At 72.0% G+C, this 26,457-nt stretch carries 22 protein-coding genes and 1 pseudogene; 12 read left to right on the top strand and 11 right to left on the bottom strand.

All coding sequences use genetic code 11. The annotated features are described in order from the left end of the window. Positions 1 to 112: 112 nt before the first annotated feature. Entirely contained in the window at positions 113 to 2,842 is a 2,730-nt protein-coding gene (locus ACXN5W_RS08310) for an RICIN domain-containing protein (protein WP_473157587.1), read from the bottom strand. A gap of 337 nt (positions 2,843 to 3,179) precedes the next feature. Between ACXN5W_RS08310 and ACXN5W_RS08315 the strand changes: the two genes are divergently transcribed. Both ACXN5W_RS08315 and argG read left to right on the top strand, forming a co-directional pair. Continuing rightward, entirely contained in the window at positions 3,180 to 4,007 is an 828-nt protein-coding gene (locus ACXN5W_RS08315; RefSeq protein ID WP_473157588.1) for a TrmH family RNA methyltransferase, read from the top strand. A gap of 28 nt (positions 4,008 to 4,035) precedes the next feature. After that, entirely contained in the window at positions 4,036 to 5,487 is a 1,452-nt protein-coding gene (gene argG, locus ACXN5W_RS08320) for an argininosuccinate synthase (RefSeq protein ID WP_473157589.1), read from the top strand. 106 nt (positions 5,488 to 5,593) lie between these two features. On the opposite strand, the gene ACXN5W_RS08325 is transcribed toward argG, so the two are convergent. Together ACXN5W_RS08325 and ACXN5W_RS08330 are read right to left on the bottom strand one after the other, a co-directional pair. Then, positions 5,594 to 6,904 (bottom strand): MFS transporter, encoded by a 1,311-nt coding sequence (locus tag ACXN5W_RS08325; RefSeq protein ID WP_473157590.1) that lies wholly within the window; start codon positions 6,902 to 6,904, stop codon positions 5,594 to 5,596. A 52-nt stretch (positions 6,905 to 6,956) separates the two neighbouring features. Then, entirely contained in the window at positions 6,957 to 7,472 is a 516-nt protein-coding gene (locus ACXN5W_RS08330; RefSeq protein ID WP_473157591.1) for a MarR family winged helix-turn-helix transcriptional regulator, read from the bottom strand. Between the two features lie 98 nt (positions 7,473 to 7,570). On the opposite strand from ACXN5W_RS08330, the gene ACXN5W_RS08335 reads away from it, so the two are divergent. Then, positions 7,571 to 9,301, top strand: a complete 1,731-nt coding sequence (locus tag ACXN5W_RS08335; protein ID WP_473157592.1) for a PucR family transcriptional regulator — start codon at positions 7,571 to 7,573, stop codon at positions 9,299 to 9,301. 19 nt (positions 9,302 to 9,320) lie between these two features. On the opposite strand, the gene ACXN5W_RS08340 is transcribed toward ACXN5W_RS08335, so the two are convergent. After that, entirely contained in the window at positions 9,321 to 10,562 is a 1,242-nt protein-coding gene (locus ACXN5W_RS08340) for a MurL-like N-terminal domain-containing (RefSeq protein ID WP_473157708.1), read from the bottom strand. Then, positions 10,539 to 10,919 (bottom strand): annotated as a pseudogene (locus ACXN5W_RS08345) (MurL-like N-terminal domain-containing); the annotation flags it as partial. The pseudogene ACXN5W_RS08345 and the gene ACXN5W_RS08340, both read right to left, overlap by 24 nt. 48 nt (positions 10,920 to 10,967) lie before the next feature. On the opposite strand from ACXN5W_RS08345, the gene murD reads away from it, so the two are divergent. Further along, complete coding sequence (gene murD, locus ACXN5W_RS08350) at positions 10,968 to 12,317, top strand: UDP-N-acetylmuramoyl-L-alanine--D-glutamate ligase (protein WP_473157593.1); 1,350 nt, start codon at positions 10,968 to 10,970, stop codon at positions 12,315 to 12,317. Here the strand turns inward: murD and ACXN5W_RS08355 are convergent. Beyond that, positions 12,260 to 13,495 (bottom strand): MFS transporter, encoded by a 1,236-nt coding sequence (locus ACXN5W_RS08355; protein ID WP_473157594.1) that lies wholly within the window; start codon positions 13,493 to 13,495, stop codon positions 12,260 to 12,262. The genes murD and ACXN5W_RS08355 overlap by 58 nt on opposite strands. Before the next feature lie 58 nt (positions 13,496 to 13,553). Between ACXN5W_RS08355 and ACXN5W_RS08360 the strand changes: the two genes are divergently transcribed. After that, the gene (locus ACXN5W_RS08360) at positions 13,554 to 14,540 is read left to right on the top strand and encodes an ArsR/SmtB family transcription factor (protein WP_473157595.1); all 987 of its coding nucleotides are present in this window, start codon (positions 13,554 to 13,556) and stop codon (positions 14,538 to 14,540) included. Between the two features lie 85 nt (positions 14,541 to 14,625). Continuing rightward, positions 14,626 to 15,237: a DUF4760 domain-containing protein gene (locus tag ACXN5W_RS08365; protein ID WP_473157596.1), complete on the top strand. Its 612-nt coding sequence runs from the start codon at positions 14,626 to 14,628 to the stop codon at positions 15,235 to 15,237. Positions 15,238 to 15,398: 161 nt separating this feature from the next. Here ACXN5W_RS08365 and ACXN5W_RS08370 read toward each other — a convergent pair whose 3' ends face one another. Together ACXN5W_RS08370 and ACXN5W_RS08375 are read right to left on the bottom strand one after the other, a co-directional pair. Next, positions 15,399 to 16,622, bottom strand: coding sequence for a helix-turn-helix domain-containing protein (locus tag ACXN5W_RS08370; RefSeq protein WP_473157597.1), 1,224 nt, complete (start codon positions 16,620 to 16,622; stop codon positions 15,399 to 15,401). Further along, on the bottom strand, positions 16,619 to 16,762 hold the full coding sequence (locus ACXN5W_RS08375) for a hypothetical protein (protein ID WP_473157598.1): 144 nt from the start codon (positions 16,760 to 16,762) through the stop codon (positions 16,619 to 16,621). Before ACXN5W_RS08375 ends, ACXN5W_RS08370 begins: the two co-directional genes overlap by 4 nt. Positions 16,763 to 17,286: 524 nt before the next feature. On the opposite strand from ACXN5W_RS08375, the gene ACXN5W_RS08380 reads away from it, so the two are divergent. After that, entirely contained in the window at positions 17,287 to 17,715 is a 429-nt protein-coding gene (locus ACXN5W_RS08380; protein WP_473157599.1) for a hypothetical protein, read from the top strand. Between the two features lie 48 nt (positions 17,716 to 17,763). Here the strand turns inward: ACXN5W_RS08380 and ACXN5W_RS08385 are convergent, their stop codons facing one another. Next, entirely contained in the window at positions 17,764 to 18,729 is a 966-nt protein-coding gene (locus ACXN5W_RS08385) for a hypothetical protein (RefSeq protein WP_473157600.1), read from the bottom strand. Between the two features lie 69 nt (positions 18,730 to 18,798). Then, positions 18,799 to 20,190 carry an acyltransferase family protein gene (locus ACXN5W_RS08390; protein WP_473157601.1) on the bottom strand — a complete coding sequence of 464 codons (1,392 nt, stop codon included), beginning with the start codon at positions 20,188 to 20,190 and terminating at the stop codon, positions 18,799 to 18,801. A 182-nt stretch (positions 20,191 to 20,372) separates the two neighbouring features. On the opposite strand from ACXN5W_RS08390, the gene ACXN5W_RS08395 reads away from it, so the two are divergent. The 3 genes from ACXN5W_RS08395 to ACXN5W_RS08405 are packed head-to-tail and all read left to right on the top strand — an operon-like array spanning position 20,373 to position 22,683. Beyond that, entirely contained in the window at positions 20,373 to 21,080 is a 708-nt protein-coding gene (locus ACXN5W_RS08395) for a hypothetical protein (protein WP_473157602.1), read from the top strand. Continuing rightward, positions 21,077 to 21,442 carry a winged helix-turn-helix domain-containing protein gene (locus ACXN5W_RS08400; protein ID WP_473157603.1) on the top strand — a complete coding sequence of 122 codons (366 nt, stop codon included), beginning with the start codon at positions 21,077 to 21,079 and terminating at the stop codon, positions 21,440 to 21,442. Before ACXN5W_RS08395 ends, ACXN5W_RS08400 begins: the two co-directional genes overlap by 4 nt. After that, positions 21,439 to 22,683 carry an alpha/beta hydrolase family protein gene (locus ACXN5W_RS08405; protein ID WP_473157604.1) on the top strand — a complete coding sequence of 415 codons (1,245 nt, stop codon included), beginning with the start codon at positions 21,439 to 21,441 and terminating at the stop codon, positions 22,681 to 22,683. Before ACXN5W_RS08400 ends, ACXN5W_RS08405 begins: the two co-directional genes overlap by 4 nt. Before the next feature lie 4 nt (positions 22,684 to 22,687). On the opposite strand, the gene ACXN5W_RS08410 is transcribed toward ACXN5W_RS08405, so the two are convergent. Further along, entirely contained in the window at positions 22,688 to 23,764 is a 1,077-nt protein-coding gene (locus ACXN5W_RS08410; RefSeq protein WP_473157605.1) for an N-acetylglucosamine kinase, read from the bottom strand. Positions 23,765 to 23,934: 170 nt separating this feature from the next. Here ACXN5W_RS08410 and ACXN5W_RS08415 point away from each other — a divergent pair, with 170 nt between their 5' ends. Both ACXN5W_RS08415 and ngcE read left to right on the top strand, forming a co-directional pair. Then, positions 23,935 to 24,918, top strand: coding sequence for a MurR/RpiR family transcriptional regulator (locus ACXN5W_RS08415; protein WP_473157606.1), 984 nt, complete (start codon positions 23,935 to 23,937; stop codon positions 24,916 to 24,918). Positions 24,919 to 24,992: 74 nt separating this feature from the next. Continuing rightward, positions 24,993 to 26,444 carry an N-acetylglucosamine/diacetylchitobiose ABC transporter substrate-binding protein gene (gene ngcE / locus ACXN5W_RS08420; RefSeq protein ID WP_473157607.1) on the top strand — a complete coding sequence of 484 codons (1,452 nt, stop codon included), beginning with the start codon at positions 24,993 to 24,995 and terminating at the stop codon, positions 26,442 to 26,444. The last annotated feature ends 13 nt before the right edge of the window (positions 26,445 to 26,457 follow it).

Below are 26,457 nucleotides of genomic sequence, written 5' to 3' on the forward strand. Positions count from 1 at the left end.
CCGCCGGTGTGGCTTCCCGGACCGACGAGGCATAAAAAATTCCGCGGGTTCGGGCGGCGGGGCGGGGGTGGGTTGCGGCCCGCGGGGAAAAAAACACCTGGGCCGCGTTCGGTCAGCTACGGATCAACTGCCACTGCTGGTTGGTGCCACTGTTGAGCGACCACTGCACCACCGCGGCACCGTCGGAGGTGGACTGGCCGTACACGTCCGCGGCCAGGCCGCTGGCCCGGTTGACGATGGTGTAGTAGCCGCCGCCGGTCGGCTGGAGGGACCACTGCTGGTTGGTGCCGCCGTTGGCGGTCCACTGCTGTAGTTGCAGTCCGGCGGTGGTGCTGCCGGCGTTGACGTCGAGCATCTTGCCGCTGGCCGTGTAGCGCAGGGTGTAACCGCCGCCGGACACCGAGGTGATGGTCCAGGTGGGGCTCCCGGACTGCTGGACGACCTTGGCGCCGTCGGCGGTGGAGCCGCCGGACACGGTCATCGCCTTTCCGCTGTTGCGGTTGACGATGCGGTACGTGCCGTCCGCCACCGGGCCGCCGCTGCCGCCGAGGGTGAAGTACTCGACCGAGTCGGTGAACGTGCTGGTGGCTCCCTTGGTGGTGGTCAGGGTCAGGTACAGCCGGCTGCCGCTGCCCGGGGTGGTGAAGGTGACCGGTTGGGTGACCCGGGAGCCGAGCGGGATGGTGAGGGTGGTGTTGCCGGATGCGACGACCGCACCGGTGGGGCTGTCCTGCCGGGCGGTCCAACCGAAGCCGACGGAGGTGTCGCTGAGGTCGTCGTTGAAGACGGTGATGTTGCGGGTGACGGAGGAGTTGTAGGTGTAGTTGCTGACCGCCTGCGGCAGCGGGAACGTGCCGTTGGCGTCGGAGGCGCCGGAGGCCGACCAGTAGGGCAGATCGATCGCGGCGACCGGGTTGAAGGCGGCCTGGACGCGCTGGATCTGCGGGTTGCTCCACGGGTCGGGCAGGTTGTCGGCGCCGTAGAGGGGGTGGCCGCCCTCCTCGGGGGTGAAGTCGGTGCTGCGTACGCCGGGGACGAATCCGGCCCAGGCCGACAGCAGGGTGTACGGGCGCAGGTCGGCGGCGTCCTTGCCGCGCTTGGCGGCGGTCGCCGTGGCGAACCACTCGAAGCCCTTCTTCGTGTTGCACGCCGACCAGACGTACTCGCCCTCGCCGTCCGGGCGGCCGGACGCCGGCCTCACCGCCTCGCCGTACTGACCGACGCCGTCGATGTAGTGCGCGAAGATCGCGAAGTTGGCGTACCGCATGTTCGGGTACCGGCTGGCTGAATCGGCGCCGGGGGCGGCGTCGATGCTGATCGGGCGGGTGCCGTCGGCGCCGTTCATCGCGGCGTAGAGGTCCTGCTCGAACTGCTCCGAGTCGCTGCCGAAGGTCGGCTCGTTGGCCTGGCTCCACCGGACGACCGCCGGGTGGTTGCGGTCGCGCAGCGTGAGCTGGCGGGCGTGCGCGACCAGGTAGTCGTGGCCGGCGACCAGGTCCTCCGCGCCGCCACGGATACCGGTCTCGTCGATGATCATCAGGCCCATCTCGTCGGCCACGTCGAGCATGTACGGGCTGGCCGGCTCCTGGTGGATGCGTACCACGTTGTAGTTGAGCCGCTGGTAGTTGTCCACCGCCTGGGGCCAGCCGCCGTTGCTACCGGAGGGGGCCAGGAAGCCGGGCAGGGTGTCGTACGCGTCGCCCTTGCCGCCGTTGTTGACCCGGTCGTAGTCGGCGCCCTGCAGGTTGTCGCCGCGGTAGTTGATCCGGGCGCCGTTGAGGTAGTAGTACTCGCCGTTCTGGCTGCTCTGCCGGAAGCCGAACCGGTAGCTGGCGTCGCTGGTGTGTCCGTCGTCGGTCGCCGCGTGTACCGCCAGACGGTGCAGTTGGGCGCGGTAACCCTGCCGGTAGGGCACGTTCGGCCACCAGTACGAGGCGGTGCCGAGGTTCCACCCGATCGGCCCGACGGTGACCGTGGCGGTCCCGTGCGCCGGCACGCTGACCGTGCGGCTGGGCAGCGCCGGGTAGCTGAACGATCCGCCACCGTCGGAGGCGAGGTCACCGGTCAGGGTCACCGAGCGGGCGCTGCCGGAGGTGTTCGTCACGGACACGTCGTAGCTGAGCGTCTGGTCCGCGACCGAGGTACGGACGAACGTGTCGCTGACGTACACGGCGGGGTACACGCGCAGGAAGGCCGAGCGGAAGATGCCCTGGGGGACCGCCTCGGACCAGTCGGCGGCCACCGCGACCAGGTACTTGCCGGTCCCGCTCTTCAACGCGCCGCGACCCTTCACGTCCACGCTGATCGTGTGGGTGCTGCCCGGTGCCGCGTACGCGCTGATGTCGAACTTCGACGGCGTGAAGGCGGTGGTCTGGGTGGCGACCACCCGGCCGTCCACCGACAGCGTCGCCTGGTGGTTCACCGCACCGAACTCGATCCAGGTCGCCTGCGGCTGTCCCGAGTCCGGCACGGTGATGCTGCGCGAGTACACCGCCTGGTTCACGTCGGTGAAGCCCTGCTTGTACCAGCCGCCACCGGGCACGGCGATCGATGTCGTGCCACGGCCCGCCGGCGTGAAACTCCAGGTCCCGGCCAGGTCGACCGAGGCGACTGCCGCGTTACCCGCGGCGGTGCCGTCCGGTGCCCCCACGCCGGCGGCGGAGGTGGCAACCGCCGCCGCGGCAGATCGGTGCGTCCCGGTCGACGCACCCGGCTGCGTCCCGGTGGAGGCGGCGGACGCGGCCCCGGCCGGCGCCGCTAGAGCCGCGGCGGTGAGGATGGCCACCACCGCCGACCTGCGGAGCGGCCGCCGGACGGCGACCGGTGGAGTGTTCTGGGACATGCGAACCCCTCATCGTCGTATCCATCAGATGTTTCCTGGCTCTGATCCACCGTCACGTCCTGCTGGCCGCACCGCCGGTTGGGCGGGGTCAGGGCTGGGCCAGCGCCGGTGAGCGAGCGGCCACCGGTGAGTCGAACCAAGTTGACAGGACAATTGGATGCTAGGAGCTTCATCAATGAAGGTCAATGAGAGGGATTCGCGGGACCCTCGCGGTCGATGGCCGTGCGCGGGCGTCCCGCCGTCGCGGGCCGCCACCCGGTCTTTGATCTGATGTCTGAACGGTGACCTGCCGAGGGGCCTTTCGGGCCTCATCGGGCCGGCCGGCAGAATCGGGCGGGTGGCCGTGTACGAGATCACTGAACCCGAGGACGAGCGGATCGCCGACTACCGGGCGCTCACCGACGTCGAGCTGCGGACCCGGTGGGAGCCGCCGCACGGGCTGTTCATCGCCGAGGGCGAACTGGTGCTGCGGCGCGCGCTGCGGGCCGGCTACCCGCCCCGGTCGTTCCTGGTCGACGCCAAGCGGGTCGACCAGCTCGGTGATCTGGACACCGGGGACGCCCCGGTCTACGCTGCCCGGCCCGACGTGCTGGAACGGGCCACCGGTTTCCACGTACACCGGGGGGTGCTCGCGTCGTTCCATCGCCGGCCGCTGCCGGGGCCGGCCGAGGTGCTCGCCGCCGCCCGACGGGTGGTGGTCCTGGAGGACATCAACAACCACACGAATCTCGGCGCGGTGTTCAGGGGCGCCGCCGCGCTCGGCATCGACGCGGTGCTGCTGTCGCCGTCCTGCGCCGACCCGCTCTACCGGCGCAGCGTGCGGGTCAGCATGGGGGAGGTCTTCGCGGTGCCGTACGCGAAGTTCGAGCGCTGGCCGGCGGGGCTGGACCAGGTACGGGAGGCGGGCTTCACCGTGCTGGCCATGACGCCGGCCGCGGACGCCGTACCGATGCAGCGGTTGACTCCGGCGCAGCGTGAGCGGGCGGCGTTGCTGCTGGGCGCGGAGGGCCCCGGCCTCACCGCGGCGGCGCAGTCCGCCAGTGACGTCCGGGTGGTCATCCCGATGCGACGCGGAGTGGATTCGCTGAACGTCGCCGCCGCAGCGGCCGTGGCGTTCTGGGAGCTGGGCCGCGACGACCCGCCGGAGCCCAGTCAACTTGCATGACCATGCGTCGTGATGAATAATCTTCCCCGTGTCCAAGGTTCTCACCTCCCTACCTACCGGCGAACGTGTCGGCATCGCCTTCTCCGGCGGACTCGACACCTCGGTCGCGGTCGCGTGGATGCGCGACAAGGGCGCCGTGCCCTGCGCGTACACCGCTGACATCGGCCAGTACGACGAGCCCGACATCGCCTCCGTGCCGGGCCGCGCGCTCAGCTACGGCGCCGAGGTCGCCCGACTCGTCGACTGCCGCGCCGCCCTCGTGGAGGAGGGCCTGGCGGCGTTGACCTGCGGGGCCTTCCACATCCGCTCGGGCGGGCGGGCGTACTTCAACACCACCCCGCTGGGCCGGGCCGTCACCGGCACCCTGCTGGTCCGGGCGATGATCTCCGACGACGTCCAGATCTGGGGCGACGGCTCGACCTTCAAGGGCAACGACATCGAGCGGTTCTACCGGTACGGCCTGCTGGCCAACCCGCAGCTACGGATCTACAAGCCGTGGCTCGACACCGACTTCGTCACCGAGCTGGGTGGGCGCAAGGAGATGTCCGAGTGGCTGCTCGAGCGCGGCCTGCCCTACCGGGACAGCACAGAGAAGGCGTACTCCACCGACGCCAACATCTGGGGCGCCACGCACGAGGCGAAGACCCTCGAACACCTCGACGCCGGCATCGAGACGGTCAACCCGATCATGGGAGTCCGGTTCTGGGACCTGTCGGTGGAGATCCCGGCCGAGGACGTCACGATCGGCTTCGACCAGGGCCGCCCGGTGACGATCAACGGCAAGGAGTTCGGCAGCCCCGTGGACCTGGTGCTGGAGGCCAACGCCATCGGCGGCCGGCACGGCCTGGGCATGTCGGACCAGATCGAGAACCGGATCATCGAGGCCAAGAGCCGGGGCATCTACGAGGCGCCCGGGATGGCGCTGCTGCACGCCGCGTACGAACGGCTGGTCAACGCCATCCACAACGAGGACACCCTGGCGAACTACCACAACGAGGGCCGCCGCCTCGGCCGGCTGATGTACGAGGGCCGCTGGCTGGACCCGCAGGCGTTGATGCTGCGGGAGTCGTTGCAGCGCTGGGTCGGTACGGCGGTCACCGGCGAGGTGACCCTGCGGCTGCGGCGGGGCGAGGACTACTCGATCCTCGACACCACCGGTCCGGCGTTCAGCTACCACCCCGACAAGCTGTCGATGGAGCGTACCGAGGACTCGGCGTTCGGCCCGTCGGACCGGATCGGCCAGCTCACCATGCGCAACCTGGACATCGCCGACTCGCGCGCGAAGCTGGAGCAGTACGCCTCGCTGGGGATGGTCGGTGGCGCGGCCCCCCAACGGATGGTCGGCGCCGACCAGGCGGCCTCGACCGGACTGATCGGCGCGATGCCGCAGGGCGGCGCGGAGGCCATCGCCTCCCGGGGCGTCTCCTCCGTCGACGACGAGGCACTCGACCGCGCCGCGATGGAGTCCGGCGTCGACTGACCCGGCTGAAAGGAAGGGCACCTTGTTATCGCTTTCTGTATAGCAAGGGGCCCTTCCTAACGCCTGACGGCCGACGGGCCGACGGCTAACGGCTAACGGCTAACGGCTAACGGTGCCCGACCGGTGGTGCCAGCACGAGACGCCAGAGCTGCGGGAGGCGGGCGGCGACCAGGCCGACCCCGACCAGGCAGCCGAGCCCGCCGAGCGTGACGGTCGCCGCGCCCCCGACCACGGTGGCCACCAGGCCGGCCCGGAGCCCGCCGACCTGCGGCCCGGCCATCCCCACGATGTGTTCGAGCGCGGCGACCCGACCGCGGTACGCCTCCGGCGTGCAGGACTGCACCACCGTGCCCCGGGACACCACGGACCAGGTGTCCACCGCCCCGGCCACCGCCAGCAGTCCGAGGACCACGGCCAGTTGGCCGCTCAGCCCGACCCCGGTGAGCGCACCGCCCCAGGTCGCCGCGCAGGCCAGCAGTATCCGGCCCGGGTGGCGGCGCCGGGTGACCGTTCCGGATGCCAGCGAGGCGAGCACCCCGCCCACGGCGACGGCCGTGCTGAACAGCCCCAGCACCACGGGCGAGCCGCCGAATCGCTCCGAGTTGAGCACCGGGAACAGCGCCATCGGCATCGCCAGGACCGTGGCGCACAGATCGGTCAGGAAGGCGGCGCGGACGGCCGGGGTCCGGACCGTGAAGTGAAGGCCAGCCGCGACATTCCGGGTCTGCTCGCGGGCCCGGCCACGCGCCGTCGCCACACCGGCGGTACCGCCGGTGGTCGTATCCGCGTCGTCGGCCGGCGCGGCTCCAGCGGGCGCCGGGGTGGCCGGCAGGCTGGCGAGGCCGGTCAGCGCGATACCGAAGGTGACCGCGTCGAGGCCGAAACAGATCGGGGTTCCCCAGCGGGCCACCAGCCCACCGGCGAGTACCGGGCCAACCAGCATGGCCAGTTGGAAGGACAGGTGGTTCAGGGCCAGCCCGGCGGCCAGTTGGCCCGCGGGCAGCAGGCCGGGGACCAGCGCCCGCCGGGCGGGACTGCCCAGCGCAGCCAGTCCGGAGGCGATGCCGACCAGCACCAGTAGCAGCGCGATGGCGTCGGGGACCACCAGCGTCACGGCGGCCATCGCGGCCGCCGCGCCGAGCTGGCCGGCCGTCGTCCACCGGGCCAGTCGGCGCCGGTCGAACCGGTCGGCGGCGGCGCCGCCGAGCAGAGCGAAGACGATCAGCGGTACGGCGGAACAGAGGCCGATCACCCCCACCAGCGCTGGGCGGTGGGTCCGGTCCCAGACGTGGAAGGTCAGTGCGAACCCGCCGAGTTGGCTGCCGACCCCGGAGGCGGTACCGCTCAGCCAGAGCCGGCGGAAGGCCGGCAGGGTCCGCAACGGACGGACGTCGACGAGCACGTCCCGGAGGCTCACCGGGCCGACGCTCGGGTCACGACGGCGGGGTTGGCCAGCGTGTTCCGGGCGCTCACCGGAGCGTACCGTCGAGGGCCCGGGCCAGGTTCTCGGCGAGGCGCTGGGCGAACGGACGCTCGACCAGGGCGGCCTGGATGTCCCGTACCGCGCGGCTGAGGGCGTACGGGATCTCCGTCTCCAGATCCCGGACGGTGGCCTCGGTGGCCCGCCATTCGGCCTGGAGGAACGGCAGCGCCGTCCGCCCACGGTCGCTGAGGGCGACCCGGCGGGTACGGCCGTCGGTGCCCTCGACTCGGTCGACGAAGCCGGCCCGGTGCATCGCGGCGACGGTCTGGCTCATCGCGGAGTGGCTGACCTCGACGCTGGTCGCCAGTTCCTGGACGGTCATCGAGTCGCGTCGGCCGAGCTGGATCAGGGGGCCGACGTAGCGGGTGCGCAGGTCGGCGATGCCGGCCCGTTCGTAGAGCGCGGCGATGTCCCGGTCCATCGTCGCGAGCAGCTGGAACAGGGGTCGCCAGCGACTGTGGTCGAGCAGGTCGGTTGCGGGTTGCGGTTGGGATGCGGGCATGAGGCGATGTAACAGCACTTATATAAGCGCTGTCAAACCACGTTCCGGCTCCCGGGCGGGAGCGGCCCGAAGCGGTCACGCAGGGTAGCGTGGCGCCCGTGTTCCCGACCGTTCGCGAGGTGCTCGACCTCGGCCCGCTGCGCCGTGGCGCGCCCCGACTCGTCGCCGGGGAGGCCGGTCTCGGGCGGCGGGTCCGCTGGGTACACGTCGCCGAGGTGCCGGACATCGCCACCCTGCTCGACGGTGGTGAACTGGTGCTGACCACCGGCATCGGGCTGCCGGGTGACGACGCCGGGCTGCGGGCCTTCGTGGACACCCTGGCCGATGTCGGCGCCTCCGGTCTGGTTGTCGAGCTCGGCCGGCGGTACCTGGAGAACGTTCCCCGGGCCATGGCGGCGGCTGCCGGTCGGCGCGGCCTGCCGCTGGTCGAGTTGCGCCGGGCCACCCCGTTCGTGCCGATCACCGAGGCGGTTCACGCCCTGATCGTGGACGCCCAGCTCACCGAGCTACGGGCCACCGAGGAGATCCACCAGCGGTTCACCGAGTTGTCAGTCGAGGGCGCCGAGCCAGCCGAGGTGGTCCGGCAGGCCGCCGAACTGGCCGGCTGCCCGGTGGTGCTGGAGAACCCGGCCCGCCAGGTGCTCGCGTACGACGCGGCGGGGGAGGATCCCGGGTCGCTGCTCGACGGCTGGGACCGGCACTCGCGGCGGATCCGGCCGGCCGGGCGCACCGGGTACGACGCGGATGCCGGCTGGTTGGTCACCACGGTCGGCGCCCGGGGCCAGGACTGGGGTCGACTGCTGCTGCGCTGGCCCGACCCGGCCGCCGCCAACGGTACCGCCGGTGCCCCGGCTGATCCGGACGACACAACCGGTCTGACCGGTCTGGCCGGTCTGACCAGCGCGCCCGCGCCGCCGAGCCGGCTGGTGATCCTGCTGGAACGGGCGGCCTCCACGCTGGCGCTGGGCCGGCTGATCCGCCGGGACGCCGAAGGGCTGGAACGGCAGATCCACCGCAACCTGCTGACCGCGCTGCTGGACCACGCCCGACCGGTGGACGAGGTGGCGCTGCGGGCGCGGGCCCTCGGGGTGACCCTGGACCGTCGCCGGTTGGTGGGGGTGGTGGTCCGGCACCGGACCGAGCCGTCCGGCGAACCCGGCGCGGAGGCACAGGCCCGGCTGCACGACCTGGCCGAGGCGGTGGGCCGGGCGATCCGGGACGCCGGGTTGACCGGGCTGGCCAGCGCCGTGGACGAACACGCGGTGGGTGCGTTGCTGGCGCTCGAAACCGGCAGGTCCGACGAGGACGCGCTGGCCGCGTTCGCCGCCAGACTGGACCGGGTACGGCTGGCGGCGGCCGGTCGGCCCGGCGACGATCCATCCGTGGTGGTGGCGGCCGGCTCGACGGTGCCCACCCTGCGCGAGGCGCGCCGGTCCCTCGTCGAGGCGCGGCAGGTCGCCGACGCGGCCCGTCGGGGACGGCGGGACCTGCCGGTGTTCCGGCTGGCCCAGGTCGGGTTGGCGGGCCTGCTGCACCTGCTCCGGGACGAGCCACGGTTGCAGACGTTCGTGGAACGGGAGCTTGGCGCACTGCTGGCGTACGACGCCGAACACCCGCGTGAGCACCTGATGGCGACGCTGCGGACGTACCTGGACAATGGCCGCAACAAGTCGGCGGCGGCCGCCGCGGCCCACCTGTCCCGGCCGGCCTTCTACGAACGGCTCACCCGGATCGGCCGCATCCTCGACGTGGACCTGGACGCGGTACCGGCCTGCCTCTCCCTGCACGTGGCACTGCTCGCCCTGGATGCCATCCACGACGACGTCTGAGCAGGGTGGGGCTGCGGGGTCAGGTGAGGGCGGTGAGGGCCTTGGCGTAGGTGGCGGGAACGAAGTTCGTCCCGCCGGGGGTGAACACGTCCGAATCGGCCGCGGCGGTCCAGCCCTCGGCCGGTACGGCGGCGACCAGCGCCCGCACCACCGGGGCGTCCCGCCACTGCTCCTGCTCGGCCAGCAGGCTCAGCGCCACGGTCGACTCCTCCACCTCGCCCACGCACTCGAACGGCTTGTGCGCGTCGATGCCCAGCAACTCCAGATAGCCGGGCACCTGGGTCGAATCGGCCAGCATGTCCTTGCCGAAGATGCCGACCAGCCGGTCGCGGGACATGAACGGCGCCAGGGCGAGGAAGACGAACCGGCACTTGGGGCAGTGCCCGCACCACCGGACGCTCGGATCGTGCAACCGGAACGCGGCGTTGCAGCTCGTCACCACCGCGTCGTACCGGTCGAACTGCGCGAACAGCCGGGCGATGTGCAGCTCGGACAGCGAACGCAGCAGCGAGAAGTACGGCTCGACCAGCCCCGCGTGGTCGGTGAGCGCGGCGCGCAGCAGGCCCTCCGCCTCGACGCCCTTGGACCACTGGTGATTGATCTCGTGGCCGTTCCAGACCAGGTTCGGGTCGGAGGCGGAGCGCTCGTTGGACATCACCACCGGTCCGAGCCCGTGCAGCACGGCGGTCGCCACCGCGATCAGGGAGTTGATCGCGGTCACCGGGATGTGGCCGTTCAGGGCGCCGGCGGCGTTGAGGGTGAACAGCTCCGGATCGATGATGCGCCGGGCGGCCAGCGCGGGCAGCCCGGACGCCTCGTTCACCGAGACGATCACCGGGTTGGGGTTCACCGAGAACGGCACCGGGTCCAGGCCGGCCCGGCGCAGCGCCTCCAGGGTGACGATCGAGTCCTTGCCACCGCCCACCGCCGACAGCGGCCGGGCTCCTTGCTGAGCGGAGCCGGAGCCGGGGTGTGGCGCAGACGAGCCCGGCTTCTCAGGCTCCGAGTCGTCCAGCACCGGCGCCACATCACCCCCGGGCCCTGGGTCAGGCGGCCCCGCGACCTCGTCCTCCGCTGCCTCGCCACCGCTCGTTCCGGTTTCCGGCGGCCCCACCCGCGTCGGAGAACTGAGCCGGGACACGCCTCCGCCAGACCCCGGCTCCGGCGGCGCTCCGGCGGCATTCAAGCCTGACCGCCCAGAGCGGGTGGGGCCGCCGGAAACCGAGACCGACCCCCCAACCTCGGGGACCAGCTCCAGCACGTACGGCAGGTCGTTGCGGTAGGCGTACTCGCCGAGGCCCTTGGTGTAGATGGCCGTGACGTAGGCGGTGGCCGCCGCACCCAGCGGACGCGGCAGGACCAGCCGCCGCGGCGCCGCGGCCTTGTAGTAGCTCACCCCGGCCACCAGGTGCAGCAGCTCGACCACCCGCTCCAGCGCGGCCACCGTGTCCGGCGCCGGCGGCCGGGCGGGTGGCGGCAGCGCGATCCGCTCGGTGAACCGCAGCTCAACCTCGGGCCCGGTGAGCGCGTACTCCAGCGTCACGGCGCCGGTCACCGGGTCGAGCGAGTACGCCGGGAACGAGAAGGCGTCCATCTGTCGCAGCTGTCCGTTGGGCACACGCCATACTAATTCCTGCTCCGTCCCCGTCGAGTGAGGAGATCACCAGTGCGCCTGTCTGACCTGCGCGGACGAGCCGTCGTCGTCTGGGGCACCGGTCGGGAGGGTCGGGCCGCGGTGACCGCGGTGGCCGCGCACGGACCGGCCAGCCTGGTCGCGGTCGACGACAGCGCGAACTTCCTGTCGCTGCCCTGGGACGGGCCGCTGGCGACCGCCGCGCCGCTGGTGACCGGTCCGGAGGCGTTCGACCGGCTGGCCGCCGCCGACGTGGTGATCCGGTCACCCGGTGTGCCGCAGACCCACCCGTGGGTAGTCGAGCTGCGTCGCAGGGGGGTGACCATCACCGGCGGTACGGCGCTGTGGCTGGCCGACCACGCCGACCGCACGGTCGGGGTCACCGGCAGCAAGGGCAAGAGCACCACCTCCAGCCTGATCAGCCACCTGCTCACCGCGATCGGCCGGCCCAACGCGTACGGCGGCAACATCGGGGTGCCGCTGCTGGACCTGCCGGAGGCGGAGCTGTACGTGCTGGAGCTGTCCAGCTACCAGTGCAGCGACCTGACCGACTCGCCCCGGGTGGCGGTGGTGACCTCGCTGTTCCCCGAGCACCTGGACGCGCACGGGGGAGAGCGGGAGTACTACCGGGACAAGCTGAACCTGCTCGCCCACGGCCCGGAGACGATCGTGCTGAACGGCACCGACGACCGGCTGGCCGCCGAGGTGGGCGACCTGCCGGTCATCCACGCCGGCCAGCCCGACTCGGTGCACATCGCGCCCGGCCCGGTGGACGAACCGTACGTGTACGTCCGCGCCGAGCCGCTCTTCCCGCGTTCGGTGTTCCGGCTGGTGGGCCGGCACAACGAGCGCAACCTGTGCGTCGCGCTGGCGGTGCTGGCCGCGCTCGGGGTGGACCTGACGGCCCGCCGGGAGGATCTGGAGGAGGCCGCCGGCACCTTCCACGGCCTGCCGCACCGGCTCACCGAGATCGCCGACCCCTCCGGGTTGACCTTCGTGGATGACACGTTGGCCACCAGCCCCTACTCGACGATGCACGCCATCGACGCGTACGAGGACCGGCCGTTGACCGTGATCGTCGGCGGCACCGACCGGGGGCTGGACTACGGCCCGCTGCGTCAGCACCTGGCCCAGCGCCCGAGCACCGTGATCGGCATCCCGGACAGCGGGCCCCGGATCGTCGAGGCGCTGGCGGGGCTGGCCGGGGTGCGGACCGAACTGGTCGACGACCTGGCCGAGGCGGTCCGGCTGGCCCGTGAGCTGACCCCGGCCGGCGGGGTGGTGCTGCTGTCACCGGCGGCGCCCAGCTATGGCCGGTTCCGCAACTACGAGCACCGCTCCGAGGTCTTCGCCGAAGCCATCCGCGACACCGCTCCGCGGTAAGGAAGGGCACCTTGCCGAGGCTCGGTGTGGCGTAGGCCCGGGGTCAGGGCCAGGGTGGTGCCGAGCGACAGCGCGGCGAGCACCCCGATGGCCCACGGCACCGGTATCCGGTCGGCGATGGTGCCGGCCAGTGCCGCGAAGACCGCCTGACCAGCCATCGTCCCGCTGGTGGCCAGGCCGAGCAGCTGGCCCCGCACCTCGTCCGGGGAGTTCCGGAGCAGCCGTTCCTGCAACGGCAGGCCCGCCGCGTAGCCGGCGGATGCGACCAGCGGAATCAGCACCGCCAGCGGCAGCGCCGGATGCACGACGAACGCCAGGTACGGCACGGCCAGCAGCAGCCGCAGCGGCCGGATCAACCGGTCCCGCCGGCGTGGCCCGGCGAACCGACCGACGCCCACGTCCCCGGCCAGCATCCCGAGGGCGGCCGCGGCGAACAGGAAGCCGGCGGCGGAACCGGCGTACGGCACGAACAGCGCCTCGCAGCCCACGATCAGCCCGTTCGGCACCCACTGGTTGAGGTAGAGCGACCGGCGGCCGGGGTCCGCGAGCAGGGTGCGGTTGACCCGCAGGGTCCGGCGGACCGTGACCCGGTGTTCGCTCCGGGCCGGCCGTTCGGTCAGGCCGAGCCGGGTCAGCGCCGTGGCGACGATCAGCAGCGCGGTGGCCAGCAGGAACACCTGGTACGGGCGCAGCCAGACCAGGAGTACGCCGCCCAGTCCGAAGCCGGCGATCTGCATTGCTCCGACGCTGGCGTTCATGGTCGAGCGACCCAGCACGTACGCGCCGGTCGGCAACATGTCGTTGATCAACGCCCACCTGGCGCCCGAGGTGACCGAGCTGACGTACCCGATGACCAGGATGATGACGAACCGCGCCCACAGCGGCAGGCCGGGCACCGCCTGTAACGCCGAGCCGGCCACCGACACCAGCCCGGCCAGGCTCAGCGCCCGGCGCGGCGGGACAGCGTCGGCGGCCGACAGCAGGGTGAGGCCGCCGACCACGTTGGCCAGCGGCGCGCCGAACATGCTGAGCGCGGTGAGCAGGGCCGAGCCGGTCGCCGCGTACGTCAGGGCGCCCAGCGCCAGCCCCGAGGAGGTCTGCGCGGCGATCCCCGCGCAGTTGGCCAGGAACAGGGTCCGGAACTCGCGTACGGCGAACAGTTCCCGATAGGTCTGCACCAGTTGATCGTGCGGGCCGGTCGGCGCGAACCGTAGAGTTACGCCTGGAGGCGAAACGTTGAGCGTCTGGGTGTTGCCGTCGGACCTGCTGGCCAGGAGCCGGTTCACCATCTCCCCGATGGTGGAGACCGTGGTCGCGTTGCGGACGCTGCACGATCCCCGTACCCCGTGGGAGCGGGCCTGGCGGCGACCGCACGTCGACGCGTACCGGCGACTGCTGGCCGACCCGGTCCTGCGGGCGCTGCCGGACGCGGCCTTCGCCCCGCGGTGGACGGCGGATTTCTTCTCCATCGCCCCGGCCGACGCGGCGCCGAGCTTCGCCGCGGAGCTGGCCGAGGTCGCCGCGTTGGACGACGAGCGGATCCGGTTCGACCTGCGGCGCACCCGACCCGGTCCGTTGCCGGAGGTGCTGCTCGGCGCGGGACTGACCGAGCGGGTGGTGGAACTGCTCTCCTGGGTCTGGACCCAGACGGTACGACCGGAGTGGCCGGAGCGGGAACGCCGGTTGCGGGCGGACATCGTGGCCCGGACCGCCCGGCTGAGCACGGCGGGCTGGACCGGGGTCTTCGCCGACCTAACCGGCGAGATGCGCTGGCTGGGCGAGGGACGCCTGCGGGTGAACGACTACCCCGGACCGCCGCAGTCGCTCACCGAGGCGCAGGAACTGTTCTTCATCCCGGCGCACTGCCGCAAGGGCTGGGTGGTGTGGGAACAGCCCTACCGGTTCGGCGTCGTCTATCCGGCCAGCGGCATCCTCGCCCAGTCACCGCCGGCCGCTCCCGACGGGCTGGCCCGACTGATCGGAGCCAACCGGGCGGCCCTGCTGGCCCGGATGGACAGCCCGCTGAGCACCTCACACCTGGTGGCGATCACCGGACTGTCCCTCGGCACGGTCAGCGACCACCTACGGGTGCTGCTGGACGCGGGAGCGGTGACGAAGCGGCGGTCCGGTCGGGAGGTGCTGTACTGGCGTACCGCGCTGGGCACCGCACTGGTGCGCACACCGCGCCGGGTCGGGTCTTCCGGCCCCCCGACACCCCGTTGACCGGGGACGCCGCCGGGACCGGCCGGCTGCCCGGCGGCCAAGCGGCCGGGCCGGCGGGTGGAACGATTTCCGTACGATGACTGCCATGGATGTGGCCTTCGTGACCAACGCGGTCGCGGCCGCCGTCTCGGTGATCACCGTCGGTGTCTCGGCGCTCTTCGCGCTCCGGCAGCTGCGGCTGTCGCAGAGCGCCAACCACACCCTGGTCGCGATCGAACTGCTCACCCGCGACCGGATGAGCGACGCCTTTCTGGACAGTCAACACTTCGTGCTCTCCGAACTGGCGGCATCCAGCCCGTCCGGGGTACCGGTCAGCGGGCTGCCGTCCGAGGCCCGTAAGCACGTGAACCGGATCGCGCTGTACTACAACGGGCTCGGTCAGATGCTGGCCTTCAAGGCGGTCGATCCGGCCCTGCTGATCGGCACGGGCGGGTACCGGGCCCGGGAGGCGTGGACGGTGCTGGAGCCGTACATCCTCGCCGAGCGGGCGGTACGCGGCGACTCGTACCTGTCGAACTTCGAGCATCTCGTCGTGGTCGCCACCGAGACGCCGTGGACGGTCTCGGTTCGTAAGCTGGGCCTGCGTCGGTTCGACCGCTACCCGGCGGACGTGGGCCTGACGGTCCGCACCGCAGCTCCGGCCAGCCCCGGGAGCCCGGCCAGCCCTGGAAGTCCGGCCGGGCCTGCCGCCGGCTGACCGTCGGTGGACCCGAGGACATGAGGGGTACGACGAGAACCATCGCGACTGCGCGGATGCGCAGCCGAGATACTCGCCGCCACCGCTGAGGCCGATTCTCCACAGCGACGGGCCGTTTCGCCGGTACCGATCGGTCAGGGTCGCGACCGGCATCGAAGCGGTCACCGGCGGACCAGGCCGACGGCGCTGGCGAGGCCGGCGACGTCCGCCAGGGGAGTGCCGGCCCGGAGCACGGCGATCAACGCGGTGCGCGCGGCGGGGCGGAGGCGGGCCTCGGCGGGGGCGATGCGGTCGGCGGTGACCAGGGCGTGGCCGGCCGCACGGTGGTCACCGATGTCGAGGTATGCGCGAGCGATATCGATCAGATGGGCGGCTCGGTGCTCGGCGGGTAGCCGGGGCCAGGTGTCACCGCCGGTGGCCCGCAGGTGCGTGGCGATGGCCAGCTCGCTGTCGCCGAGTTCGGCGGCGACCAGGGCGCGGGCGAGGTCGAGGACAGTCGCCCCGTACGTGAGGTCGACGCCGTCGGCGTGCGGCTGATCGCCGTGGGCGAGGTCGGCCGCCTGCTCGACGAGGTCGTGCGCGGTGCTCGCGTCGCGACAGGTGGCGGCGGCCAGGGCGGCCTGGACGAGCAGGGTACCGGTCAGGGCGGGATCGCCCGGCAGAGATTCGAGGAACCGCGCGGCGAGATTGTGTACGGCGGTGACGGTGGCGGTCAGCGCGAGTCGGCCCCGGTTCAGCGCGCGTAGCGCCTGGGCGAGCGGGATCGCCGCGGCAGCCGTATCCCTGGGCTGGCCGATGGCGGCGGTCATCGCCCGGTCGGCGGCCAGCCAGGCCAGGTCCGCCTCACCGAGCTTGACCAGCACCTGCGCGGCGAGCCGGTACACCCGGACCAGCAGGTCGGCGGCCGGTCCCGGACCGGTGCCCGGCTCGGTGTGCCGGGTGCGGCGGGCGTCGGCGAGCAGGCTGGGCAGCAGCCGCAGGACCTGCGGGTGCTGGGCGTGCCGGTACGCCGCCCAGGCGTATTCGGTCCGGCTGGCGAGGTCCGGGGTGCCCGGCGGCGGCGGGTTGTTGGTCCCGGGTACGTCGTAGCAGGCCAGAGCCGTCCGTACCTGTTCCACGGCGGCGCCGATCCCGGCGACTGCCCCGGGCCGGCCGTCCTGGTCGAGCAGGACCGCCGGGGCGACGCCGAGCGTTTCGGCGATGGTCTCGATCACCGAGAGCCGGTCGAGTTTCCGGACGCCGCGTTCGACCTTGTCGACCCAGCTCATCGACCGGCCGACCCGATCGGCGAAGACCTGCTGACTCATCCCGAGCCGGGTCCGCAGCCGGGCCACCCGGCGGCCGATCGGCAGGTCGGGTCCGTCCGGGGCACTGGTCGCGGTCATCGCCGTACCACCGGGCGCAGGGCGTCGGTGGACGTACCGCAACGTGGACACCAGCGGGATTTGATCCGGAACGCGAAGAGTCCGAGCAGGAATCCGGGCACCAGGCCGACCAGTACGACCAGCGTGACTACGAGGACCACGGGCACTCTCACCTTCTGGCGTGGCGGGGGTCGGAGCGTTGCCGCGCCCCGACCCCCGGCCTTGACCACCTCCCGAGAAGGGTCGGGAGATGTCTCCAATAGGGAGAGGAGTCGGTTCGGCGGAATCCGAATCGATCCGAATTGGCTTTCGACTCTGCCGCGTGTGGACGTGCTCGGTAACGGCATAGGGCGATACCTTGTGGACGTCTACAAACGTCCCGGAGGTGCTCATGAATGCTGCCCTGCACCAATCCATGACCCGCGCTGGACTGTCCCCCGCCGATCTGGCCGCCCGGGTAGGAGTCGATCCACGTACGGTCGGGCGGTGGCTCGGAGGCCGCGTCCCTCATCCGCGGCACCGCATGCGGGTTGCAGGGGTGTTGGCGCAAGATGAGGGAATGTTGTGGTCTGGTCTGGTGAAGCGCGGGCATGATCGGGAAATTGTCGGGGCGTGGCCCACCAGGTCCGCTGTCCCCCGGACGTTGTGGGTCGACCTGCTGTCACGGGCCCGGCAGCGTGTCTGGTTGGCCGGATACACCTCCTACTTCCTGTGGACCGAGGTACCCGGGATCCGAGAGGTGCTGCGGGCGAAGACGTCCACCGGGGTGGACGTTCGATTCCTGCTGGGTGACAAGGAGTCATCGACGACGTCGAACCGGGAGCAGGTGGAGGCGTCGGCGTTCTCGCTTTCGACAAGAATCGGTATCACGATATCGGAACTTGATCGGATCAGTCCTCGACCGGCAGTACGCATCTCCGACCGACACATCGCCATGTCGGTCTGGATATTCGATGACGATCTTCTGGTCGCAACCCATCTGGCCGACCGGTTGGGACACGCCAGCCCGACGTTGCACCTCCGGCGTCGAGAGCCGGAGGGAATGTTCGGTCAGTACGCGGCACATGTCGAGCATCTGTGGGATGCCGCGATCGAGCAGAATAGCTACCTGTAATCCGCGTCTTGATCACCAGCATCTTCGGGTGGACACGTGGCCAACGGGCTATCCGGACAGGGTGGTGTGCAGGGCGCGCATGGAGCGGATGGCCGAGCGGATCTCCTGCAGGTAGCGACCGGGGGTCAGGGTCGGCTCCGGTAGCGGGCTGAAGTCGAGGGTCGGGTCCACCCCGACGGTGTCCACCGGGCAGTCGTAGGGCAGGCCGAGGGTGCGCAGCGCGTCGCAGTGCTGGAACGGCACGTAGATGGGGGCGGTCACCAGGAGCACCGGGTCGGCGCCGGTCAACCGGACCCGGCCGGCCCAGAAACGCTGCGTGTCCGCCGTGTGGGCGCGGCGGACCGCGGGTTCCCCGGAGGGCGCGGCCAGCACCCGGATCCGCACCCCGCTGCGGTGCGCGTACGTCCGCTCCGCCCACGAGGCGTGCGGGTCGTCGCGTGGTTCGCCGGCATCCGTCAACCGCTCCGGGTCGCCGAAGGCCAGCCGCACGCCGGCGTCGAGCACGTCGAATTCGGTGGCGCAGCCGTGCAGGCCGGCGCGGGCCAGTGCCGCCGTCTCGGCCGGGGAGAGTGGCCGGAAGCTGCCGAGTGCGGCCACCTCGTCCACGATCACCTGTCCGCTCTCGATCAGTCGGGCCGCGTGTGCGGCGCGGCGCAGACAGGCCGGGGCAAGGCCGCCGAGGATGAGCAGATGAGCGTACGCCGGTTGGAGCGTGGCGTGCGGCCACACCATGCCCAGCGCGTCGGCGGCAGTGAGCACCAGCTCGGCCAGCGGCGGGTCCAGGTCGGGCTCGCGCGCCTCCGGACGTTCCCGCCCGGCCCGGAAGTCCCACATCCGGGCGGAGAACCCGTCCAGCCAGCTGAGCAGTTCCGCCGGACCGACCTCGGGCGGGTTTCCGGCGAAGGCTCGGACCAGCCGGTCGAGTGGCTCGGACCGGACCCAACCGACGATGCCGGCGGCCACCTCGGCGGCGGTACGTCCGGACGGCAGCGGAACCCGGCTCGGCGACGGCATCCGCGGATCCTAACCGGGCTGAAAGGAAGGGCACCTTGTTATCGCTTCCGGTATAGCAGGGGTCCCCTCTTAACGCTGTGGGTTGCTCGCGCGCAGTAGCCGCAGCATCCCGGCGCCGACGAGGTACGCCACCACCGCCCCCGCCGGGATGCCGAGCGGTGCCGACGCGTTGCGCGGGGCCCGGCTGTTGGCCAGCAACCCGCCGATCACCGCGAGATAACCGCCAACGGTGAGCGCGCGGCGGAGCCACGTTCGGCCGGACAGCGCGGTCCCGCCGCCCAGAGCGTGGCGTGGCTCGGTGTGGCGTGCATCGGTGTGGCGTGGCTCGGGGCGGCGTGGCTCGGGGCGGCGCCGGCCGGCGTGGGCCTCGACGGGTCCGAAGGCGAGCACCAGCGGGACCAGGAAGATCGCCAGCAGGATCAGCCAGGGCAACCGCCACAGCCACCAGGCCATGCTCCCGGCCGGTGCCGTGGGCAGCAGGCCGAGCCCGTCCAACGCCCCGGCCAGCAGGATCACCGGGGCCAGTTGCCAGAGGAACATGGTGAGCGCCACGGAGTTGAGCGCCACCACGATCGTCCAAGGGCGGGTCCGCCGGAGCAGTCGTTCGGCCGGTCGGCGCAGCAGCAGGATCACGCCGAGCTGCGCGGCGGCCAGGCTGACCAGCGCCAGGCTGGGCGGTGTCATGTTCTGGAGCCGCTGCCCGGCCAGGTTGATCATGCTTACCGGGTACGGCCCCGGCCCGGTCAGCAGGAGCAGCACCGCGAGGCCGGCGGCGGCGAGGAGCGCCGACGTGCCGGCCCGCAGTCGCAGCCCACCGGCACGCCAGGCGAAACCGAGCTGGTGGGGCAGCAGCCAGCCGAAGAGGAAGTTGCCGTATCCCAGCCAGGCCGGTCCGGCGAGTCGGCCGGTGTCGCCGAGGGCCACCAGACCGACCAGGACCAGGGGTACGACCAGTCCGGCCCGGCGGTGCAGGGCCAGCGTCACCGGGGTGAACAGCACGGCCAGCAGGTACGCGGCGAGGAACCACAGCGGGATGGTGACGAACCAGATGACCTCGCGGACCTCGCGCGGGTCGGCACCGGCCAGCCGGGCGGCCAGCGCGACGGTGATCGCCGCGGCGAGAAACGCCGAGGTCGGTCGCAACAGCCGGCCGCTGCGTTCCACCAGCCAGTCGAGCGTGGCGCCGCCCCGACCGGTACGTGCGGTGAGGGACGCGGCGTTGGCGTACCCGCCGACCAGGAAGAAGATCGGCAGCACCTGGAAGATCCAGGTCACGGCCCGGGCGTCGACGAGTTCCTGGAGTGCGTTGTGGCCGCCGAGCCTGCCGGCGGGGTCGCGGTCGATGACCGTCATCAGCCAGTGGCCGCTGATCACCGCCACGATCGCCACGGCGCGCAGCAGGTCGACGTACCGTTCCCGCCCGGCCGGGGTGTTCCGGACCATGCCCTGCAGGCGGCGCATGCGCCCAGGCTATCCAGCCACCGGGCCGGTCCGGGGATCAACCGGGCGTCCCGGCGTCGGCGGCGGAACCGGCTGCCGACCGTCCGTCACCGGCGCCCGGCGCCCGGGGTGGTGTCCGCGATCGACCAGGATCGGTGCTGTTGCCACTAGCGCCAATAGGTTTGTTATGGAAACCTATTGGCATGACTTCTAACGCGGTTCCCGCCGAGGGCGATCCACGGCGGCTACTGGCCGAGGCGCGCGAACTCGCGCGCGGGGTTCGTCTTGCCCAGCGGGTGACATGGCTGCCGCTGCTGGTGTTGGGGCTGGCCACCTTCGGAGCGATCCCGGTCTACCTGTTCGGCCATTGGAGTGTCAGCGACTGCCGGCCGGTCGCCGACGGTGCGGTGTGCAAGGCATGGTTCCCGGCCGGGGAGATCTACTGGTTGACGGCTGTGCTGGTGGCGTACGCGGTGATCGCCGCCGGTTACCTGCGGGTCGCTCGGGCCCGGGGCGTGGCGACCCGGGTGCTGCCGTACGCGGTCACCGGTGTCCTGCTCGCGCTCGGGCTGTTCGGCGCGATCGCGGCCGGCGCGGCGGCGTGGATCTTCCCCGACGAGCAGGCGCGAGCGCTGGTGCACCCGTCCGCCTCCGTCCAGGTGCTGTTCCGGCTGCTCGAACCGGCCGGCGGGATCGGGCTGGCCCTGCTGGTGCTGGCCTGGCTGGAACGACACGTCGCGCTGCTGCTGTTCACCGTGCTCTACCTCGCGGTTGTGCTGGTGCCGATCGACCTCGGCTGGCAGGGGCGCAGCCAGTGGCAGTTCATCCCGATGCTGGTCATCGGCGGCGGCGTACTGCTGCTGGGCAGCGCCGGCTTCGCGTTGGCGCAACGGACGCGGCGGCCCCGGTGACCGACCACGCCGACCCGCCGGCACCGGACGGGACCGACGCGCCGCATCCGGTCAACGGCCTCGATGACGTGGTACACCAGCGGGTCCGGCTCGGCATCCTGACCATCGCCCACGAGGCGCGCCGGGTGGAGTTCGGCTACCTGCGTACCCAGCTGGAACTGACCGCCGGCAACCTCTCCCAGCACCTGAGCGTGCTGGAGACCGCCGGCCTGGTCGAGATCGAGAAGGGTTACACCGGCCGGCGCGGCCGGACCTGGATCACCCTCACCCCGGCGGGTGGTACCGCGCTCGCAGCGGAGATCGCGCGACTCAAGCAACTCATCGCCCGCGTCGAAACCACCGACACCCAGGAGCACCGATGACCACCCCGTTGACCCGTCGACACCTGCTCGCCGCCGCGCTCGCCACCGGGGTCGCCGTACCGCTCGGCGCCGCCGGCCGTGGGTGGGCGGCCCCGACAACCGCCCGTGGGTCGGCGGCCCCGACAGTCACCGGCGGTGGTGGGTCGGCGGCCCCGGTGGCCGACGGTCCGGTGCGGCTCGTCCTGCCCGCGCCGACCGGACCCTTCCCGATCGGTACGGTGCCGCTGCACCTCGTCGACCGTTCCCGGCCGGATCCCGTCGCCGGCCCGGGACATCACCGTGAGCTGATGGTCAGCGTCTGGTATCCGGCCCGCGACGTCACCCGGTATCCCCGGGCGGAGTGGATGGCCGAGGCACCGATGCGGGCGCTGCTGGCGGACGCCGGGTTCCCGGCCGACGCCGTGTCGGCACCGCGTACGGCCGGGCACCTCGGCGCCCCGGTGCGGCGGGCGGGTGGCCGGCTGCCGGTCGTGGTGTTCTCACACGGCGCACACGGCCACCGTGCCGAAGACACCATGGTGGTGCAGGAGCTGGCCAGTCACGGGTACGTCGTGGTGACCGTGGACCACACCTACGACACGTTCAGTGAGTTCCCTGACGGTCGGCTCATCGTCCCGAACCGGGACGGGGACTGGACCCTCGGCGCCCGGGACTTCGCCGACGACATCCCGTTCATCCTGGACCGCATCGCGGACCTCGCCGCCGGGCGCAATCCCGACGCCGAGTACCGGCCGCTGCCGGCGGGGCTGCGTGGCGCCCCGGACCCGCACCGCGTCGGCATGTTCGGCTGGTCGAAGGGTGCCACCGCCACCGCCCTGGTCATGCTGGAGGATCGGCGGATCCACGCCGGGCTGAGCCTCGACGGCCCGATGGAACCACTCATCACCACCGATCTCGACCGACCCTTCATGATGATGACGGCCGAGTTCACCCGGGCGGACGCACCGCCGGTCGCCCAGTGCTGGTCACACCTGACCGGGTGGCGGCTCAACATCCAGGCCGACGGCGCGCACCACCTCTCGTACGGCGACTACCAGGTGCTGCTGCCGCAGATCGCGGCGGCCACCGGGATGAGCGACGAGGACCTGCGGGACTGGATCGGCACCCTCGATCCCGTTCGGGCGACGCGCGTCCAGCAGGCGTACCCGCTGGCCTTCTTCGAGCTGCACCTGCGGCATCGGCGGCAGCGCCTGCTCGAAGGCCCGTGCCCGGCCTTCCCCGAGGTGCGCTACCTCCCGTGAGGCTCTAACGGAACAGCTGGGCGTGCAGGTCGGCGACCCGGCGCGGGTCCATCCCCGGCAGGTCACGGGCGGCCAGCCAGGCCGCGGCCAGCGCGCCGTCGCGGGCCGGGAGCAGGGGCGCCGACGGCCAGCGTTGGGCCAGGACGGCCCGGACGGCCACGGCCAGCGGCGTACCGGCCAGCAGTCCGCCGGCCAGCACGATCGGGGTGACATCGCCCGGCTCACGTATCACGGTGACCGTGCGGACCAGCAGGTCGGCGGCCTCGGCGACGATCGTCCGGGCCAGCGGGTCGCCGGCCCCGTGCGCGGCCAGCACCAGCGGGGCGAGCCGGGCCAGCTCCACGGGCGGCCGCCGGGTGACCGCCTGCACCAGCCGGTCGGTGGTACGCCGTCGCGGGTCCCCGGTCACCATCCGGCTGGTCGCGTCCGGGACTGCCGGCGGTTCCCGCCGGGTCGGCTGGGTTGCGTCCGCAACTGCCGACGGTGCCGGCTGGGTTGCGTCCGCCGGTTCGAGCAGTTCGTCGAGCAGGGCGCGGGCCAGCGGTCCAGGGTCCCGCCGGGCGTCCAGGTCGAGCAGTGTACGCCGGACCGCCTCCCGGCCGAGCCAGAAGCCGGAGCCGGCGTCGCCGAGCAACCAGCCGTGCCCGTCCGCGGTGCGACCCAGCCGCAGGCCACGCACCGCGGACGCGATCGCGCCGGTGCCGGCAATCAGCACCGTGCCGTCCGGGGCGGCGGTGCCGGAGGCGTACCCGACGAGGGCGTCGCCGAGGATCTCGTAGCCGCAGCGTAGGCCAGCGTCCCGCCAGGCCCGGTCGAAGGCGTCCCGGCCGGCGGGGTCGGCGAGCAGCCGGCCGGCCCCGGCCAGACCGATCAGGCCGGCCCGGACCGTTCCGGGGTCGACGCCGGCGAGCGCCTGCCGCAGCGCGGTGCCGAGTTCGGCGGCGGCCCGTTCGGCGCCGTGGCTGGTGGGGTTCCCGCCGCCGGCCCGTCCGGTGCCGAGCCGTTCGCCGCCGATGGAGACCACCTCGACGCGGGTGGTGCTGCCACCCACGTCCAGTCCCAACACCAGCTCCCGAGGCATGGCGTTCATGCTGCGGTGCGGACAGCGGCGGAGCAAGGCCCACCGGCCGGTCAACCGGCCGCGCTCCGGTAACAGTTTGAAAACTTCGCCCACAGTCTTGACAGCGAGGGGCCTTTAGTAAGAACTTTTACCACTAACAGTTAACACTCTTTTCCGATTGGGGCTGTCCAATGGTCGAACAGGATGCCACCGCGACCGTGGTGGCAGACGGTTCGGCCGCGCCCCGCGCGGCGGACGGTCCAGCCACCGAGCGGCGTCCGGCAGACGACCGTACGGTCGCCGACGGCGTGCTGGCCCACGTCCGGTCCCGGCTCCCGGAGTTCACCGGGGCGCTGCGCCGGGTGGCCGACGAGGTGCTGGCCGGTCCGGAACAGGCGGCCCGGGCCACCATCGTGGAACTGGCGGAGCGTAGCGGCACCTCGCCAGCCACGGTGACCCGGTTCTGCCGGGCGCTCGGCTTCGAGGGGTACGCGGAGCTGCGGTTGGGCATCGCGGCGGAGACCGGGCGGGCCCGCTCGGCGGGCTGGACCGTCGACATCGGCCGGGAGATCCAGCCCGGCGACCCGCTGGACCGGGTGCTCGGCCAGATCATGGCGGCCGACACCCGGGCCATGCACGACACCGCCGCGCTGCTGGACCTCGCCGAGGTCGGCCGGGCGGCCGACGCGATCGCCCGGGCACCCCGGGTCAACATCTTCGGGGCCAGCGGCAGCGCGCTGGTGGGCGAGGAGATGCGCTCCAGCCTGCACCGCATCGGCGTGGCCGCGTGGGCCTGGCGGGACCTGCACGACGGGTTGGCCGCGGCCGCCCTGCTCGGCCCCGACGACGTGGCGCTGGGCGTTTCACACAGCGGCCAGACCCGGGAAACCATCGAGCTGCTGGCCGAGGCCGGCAGCCACGGCGCCACCACGGTGGCGCTGACCAGCTTCCCCGGGGCGGCCCTGGCGGAACTGGCCGACATCGTCCTGCTCACCGCCACCCAGGAGACCACCTTCCGCCCGGACGCGCTCTCGGCGCGCCATCCGCAGCTGGTGGTGCTCGACCTGCTCTACATCGCCGTCGCGCAGCGCACCCATTCCCGGGCGCACGCGGCGTTCCAGCGGACCGCCCGGGCCGTCGACGGCCACAAGGCGACCAAGGCTGGATCCGCATGACCAGGCCCGACAAGAACAGGCTGCCGGCGAACCCCGCGGCAGCCACCCGAGAAGGATCTCACCGAGGAGACAGCATGTCCGTTACCCCCGACCGGCCGGCGGAGATCACCCGCCGGACGATGCTCGGTCGTACCGCCGCGGCGGGTCTGCTGGCCGTGCCGGCCGCCGGGTTGTTGAGCGCCTGCGCCACCAGCGGCGGCGACGACAGCGAGAAGAAGGACACCGCCCAGGGCACCAAGAGCGACAAGAACCCGCTCGGCGTGAAGGAAGACACGGCGCTCGAGGTCATCATCTTCAACGGTGGGTACGGCGAGAAGTACGCCACCGACGTGCACGAGCCACTGTACAAGAAGGAGTTCCCCAAGGCGGAGGTCAAGCACCAGTCCACCCAGGCGGTCTCCACGGTGCTCCAGCCGCGGTTCGCCGCCGGCAACCCGCCGGAGTTCGTGAACAACTCCGGCGAGAAGCTGATGGACTTCGGTGCCCTGGTCAAGGACGGTCAGTTGCAGGACCTGACCGAGCTGTGGGACGCCCCCTCGGTGGACGACCCGACCAAGAAGGTCCGGGACACCGTCGTGCCCGGCACCGTTGAGCAGGGCATGTACGACACGGGCAGCGGCTCCAAGCCGTACGTCCTCTACTACGTCTCCACGGTCTACGGCCTGTGGTATTCCGGCAAGCTGTTCAAGTCCAACAGTTGGCAGCCGGCGAAGACCTGGGACGAGTTCATGGGTCTGCTCGACAAGATCAAGGGCAAGGGCATCACCGCGTACGGCTACGCGGGCGCGAACGCCGCGTACTACCAGTGGAACGTGATCCTCACCCAGGCCGCCAAGGCCGGTGGTGCGGACGTGCTGAAGAACATCGACAACCTGGCGCCCGGCGCCTGGACCGCCGACCCGGTGCTCAAGGCCGCGACCGCCTGGGCGGAGGTGGGCAGCAAGTACCTGGACAAGAGCTTCGAGGGGCTGAAGCACACCGACGTCCAGCTCCAGCAGAACCAGTACAAGGTGGCGTTCTACCCCAGCGGTGACTGGCTGGAGAACGAGCAGAAGCAGAACACCCCGCCGGACTTCCAGTACCAGCTCACCACCCTGCCGGACCTCACCTCGGCCGACGCGCTGCCGTCCGGTGCGCTGCGCGCGGCGGCCGGCGAGGGCTACTTCGTCTCGGCCCGCAGCAAGAACCCGCGCGGCGGCATGGAGTACATGCGCCAGATGCTGTCGACGGCCGGCGCGAAGGGGTTCACCGAGATCGTCAAGGCCGCTACCGTGGTCCCGACCGGCTCCGCCGGATACGCCTTCCCGCCCGGGGTGGCCAGCTCGCAGGCGGCGCTCAAGGCGGCCGGCGCGAACGTGGTGAACCTGATGTTCGACAACTGGTACAAGGAACTCGACACCGAGTGCCGGACGGCGACCAACGAGCTGATGTTCGGCCGGATCAAGGCCGAGCAGTTCTGCGAGCGGATGCAGAAGAAGGCCGACGCCATCGCCAAGGACGACTCGGTCGCCAAGTTCAAGCGCTGACAGGGGCGAGGGA

It is taken from the genome of Plantactinospora sp. A48 (genome assembly GCF_055793945.1).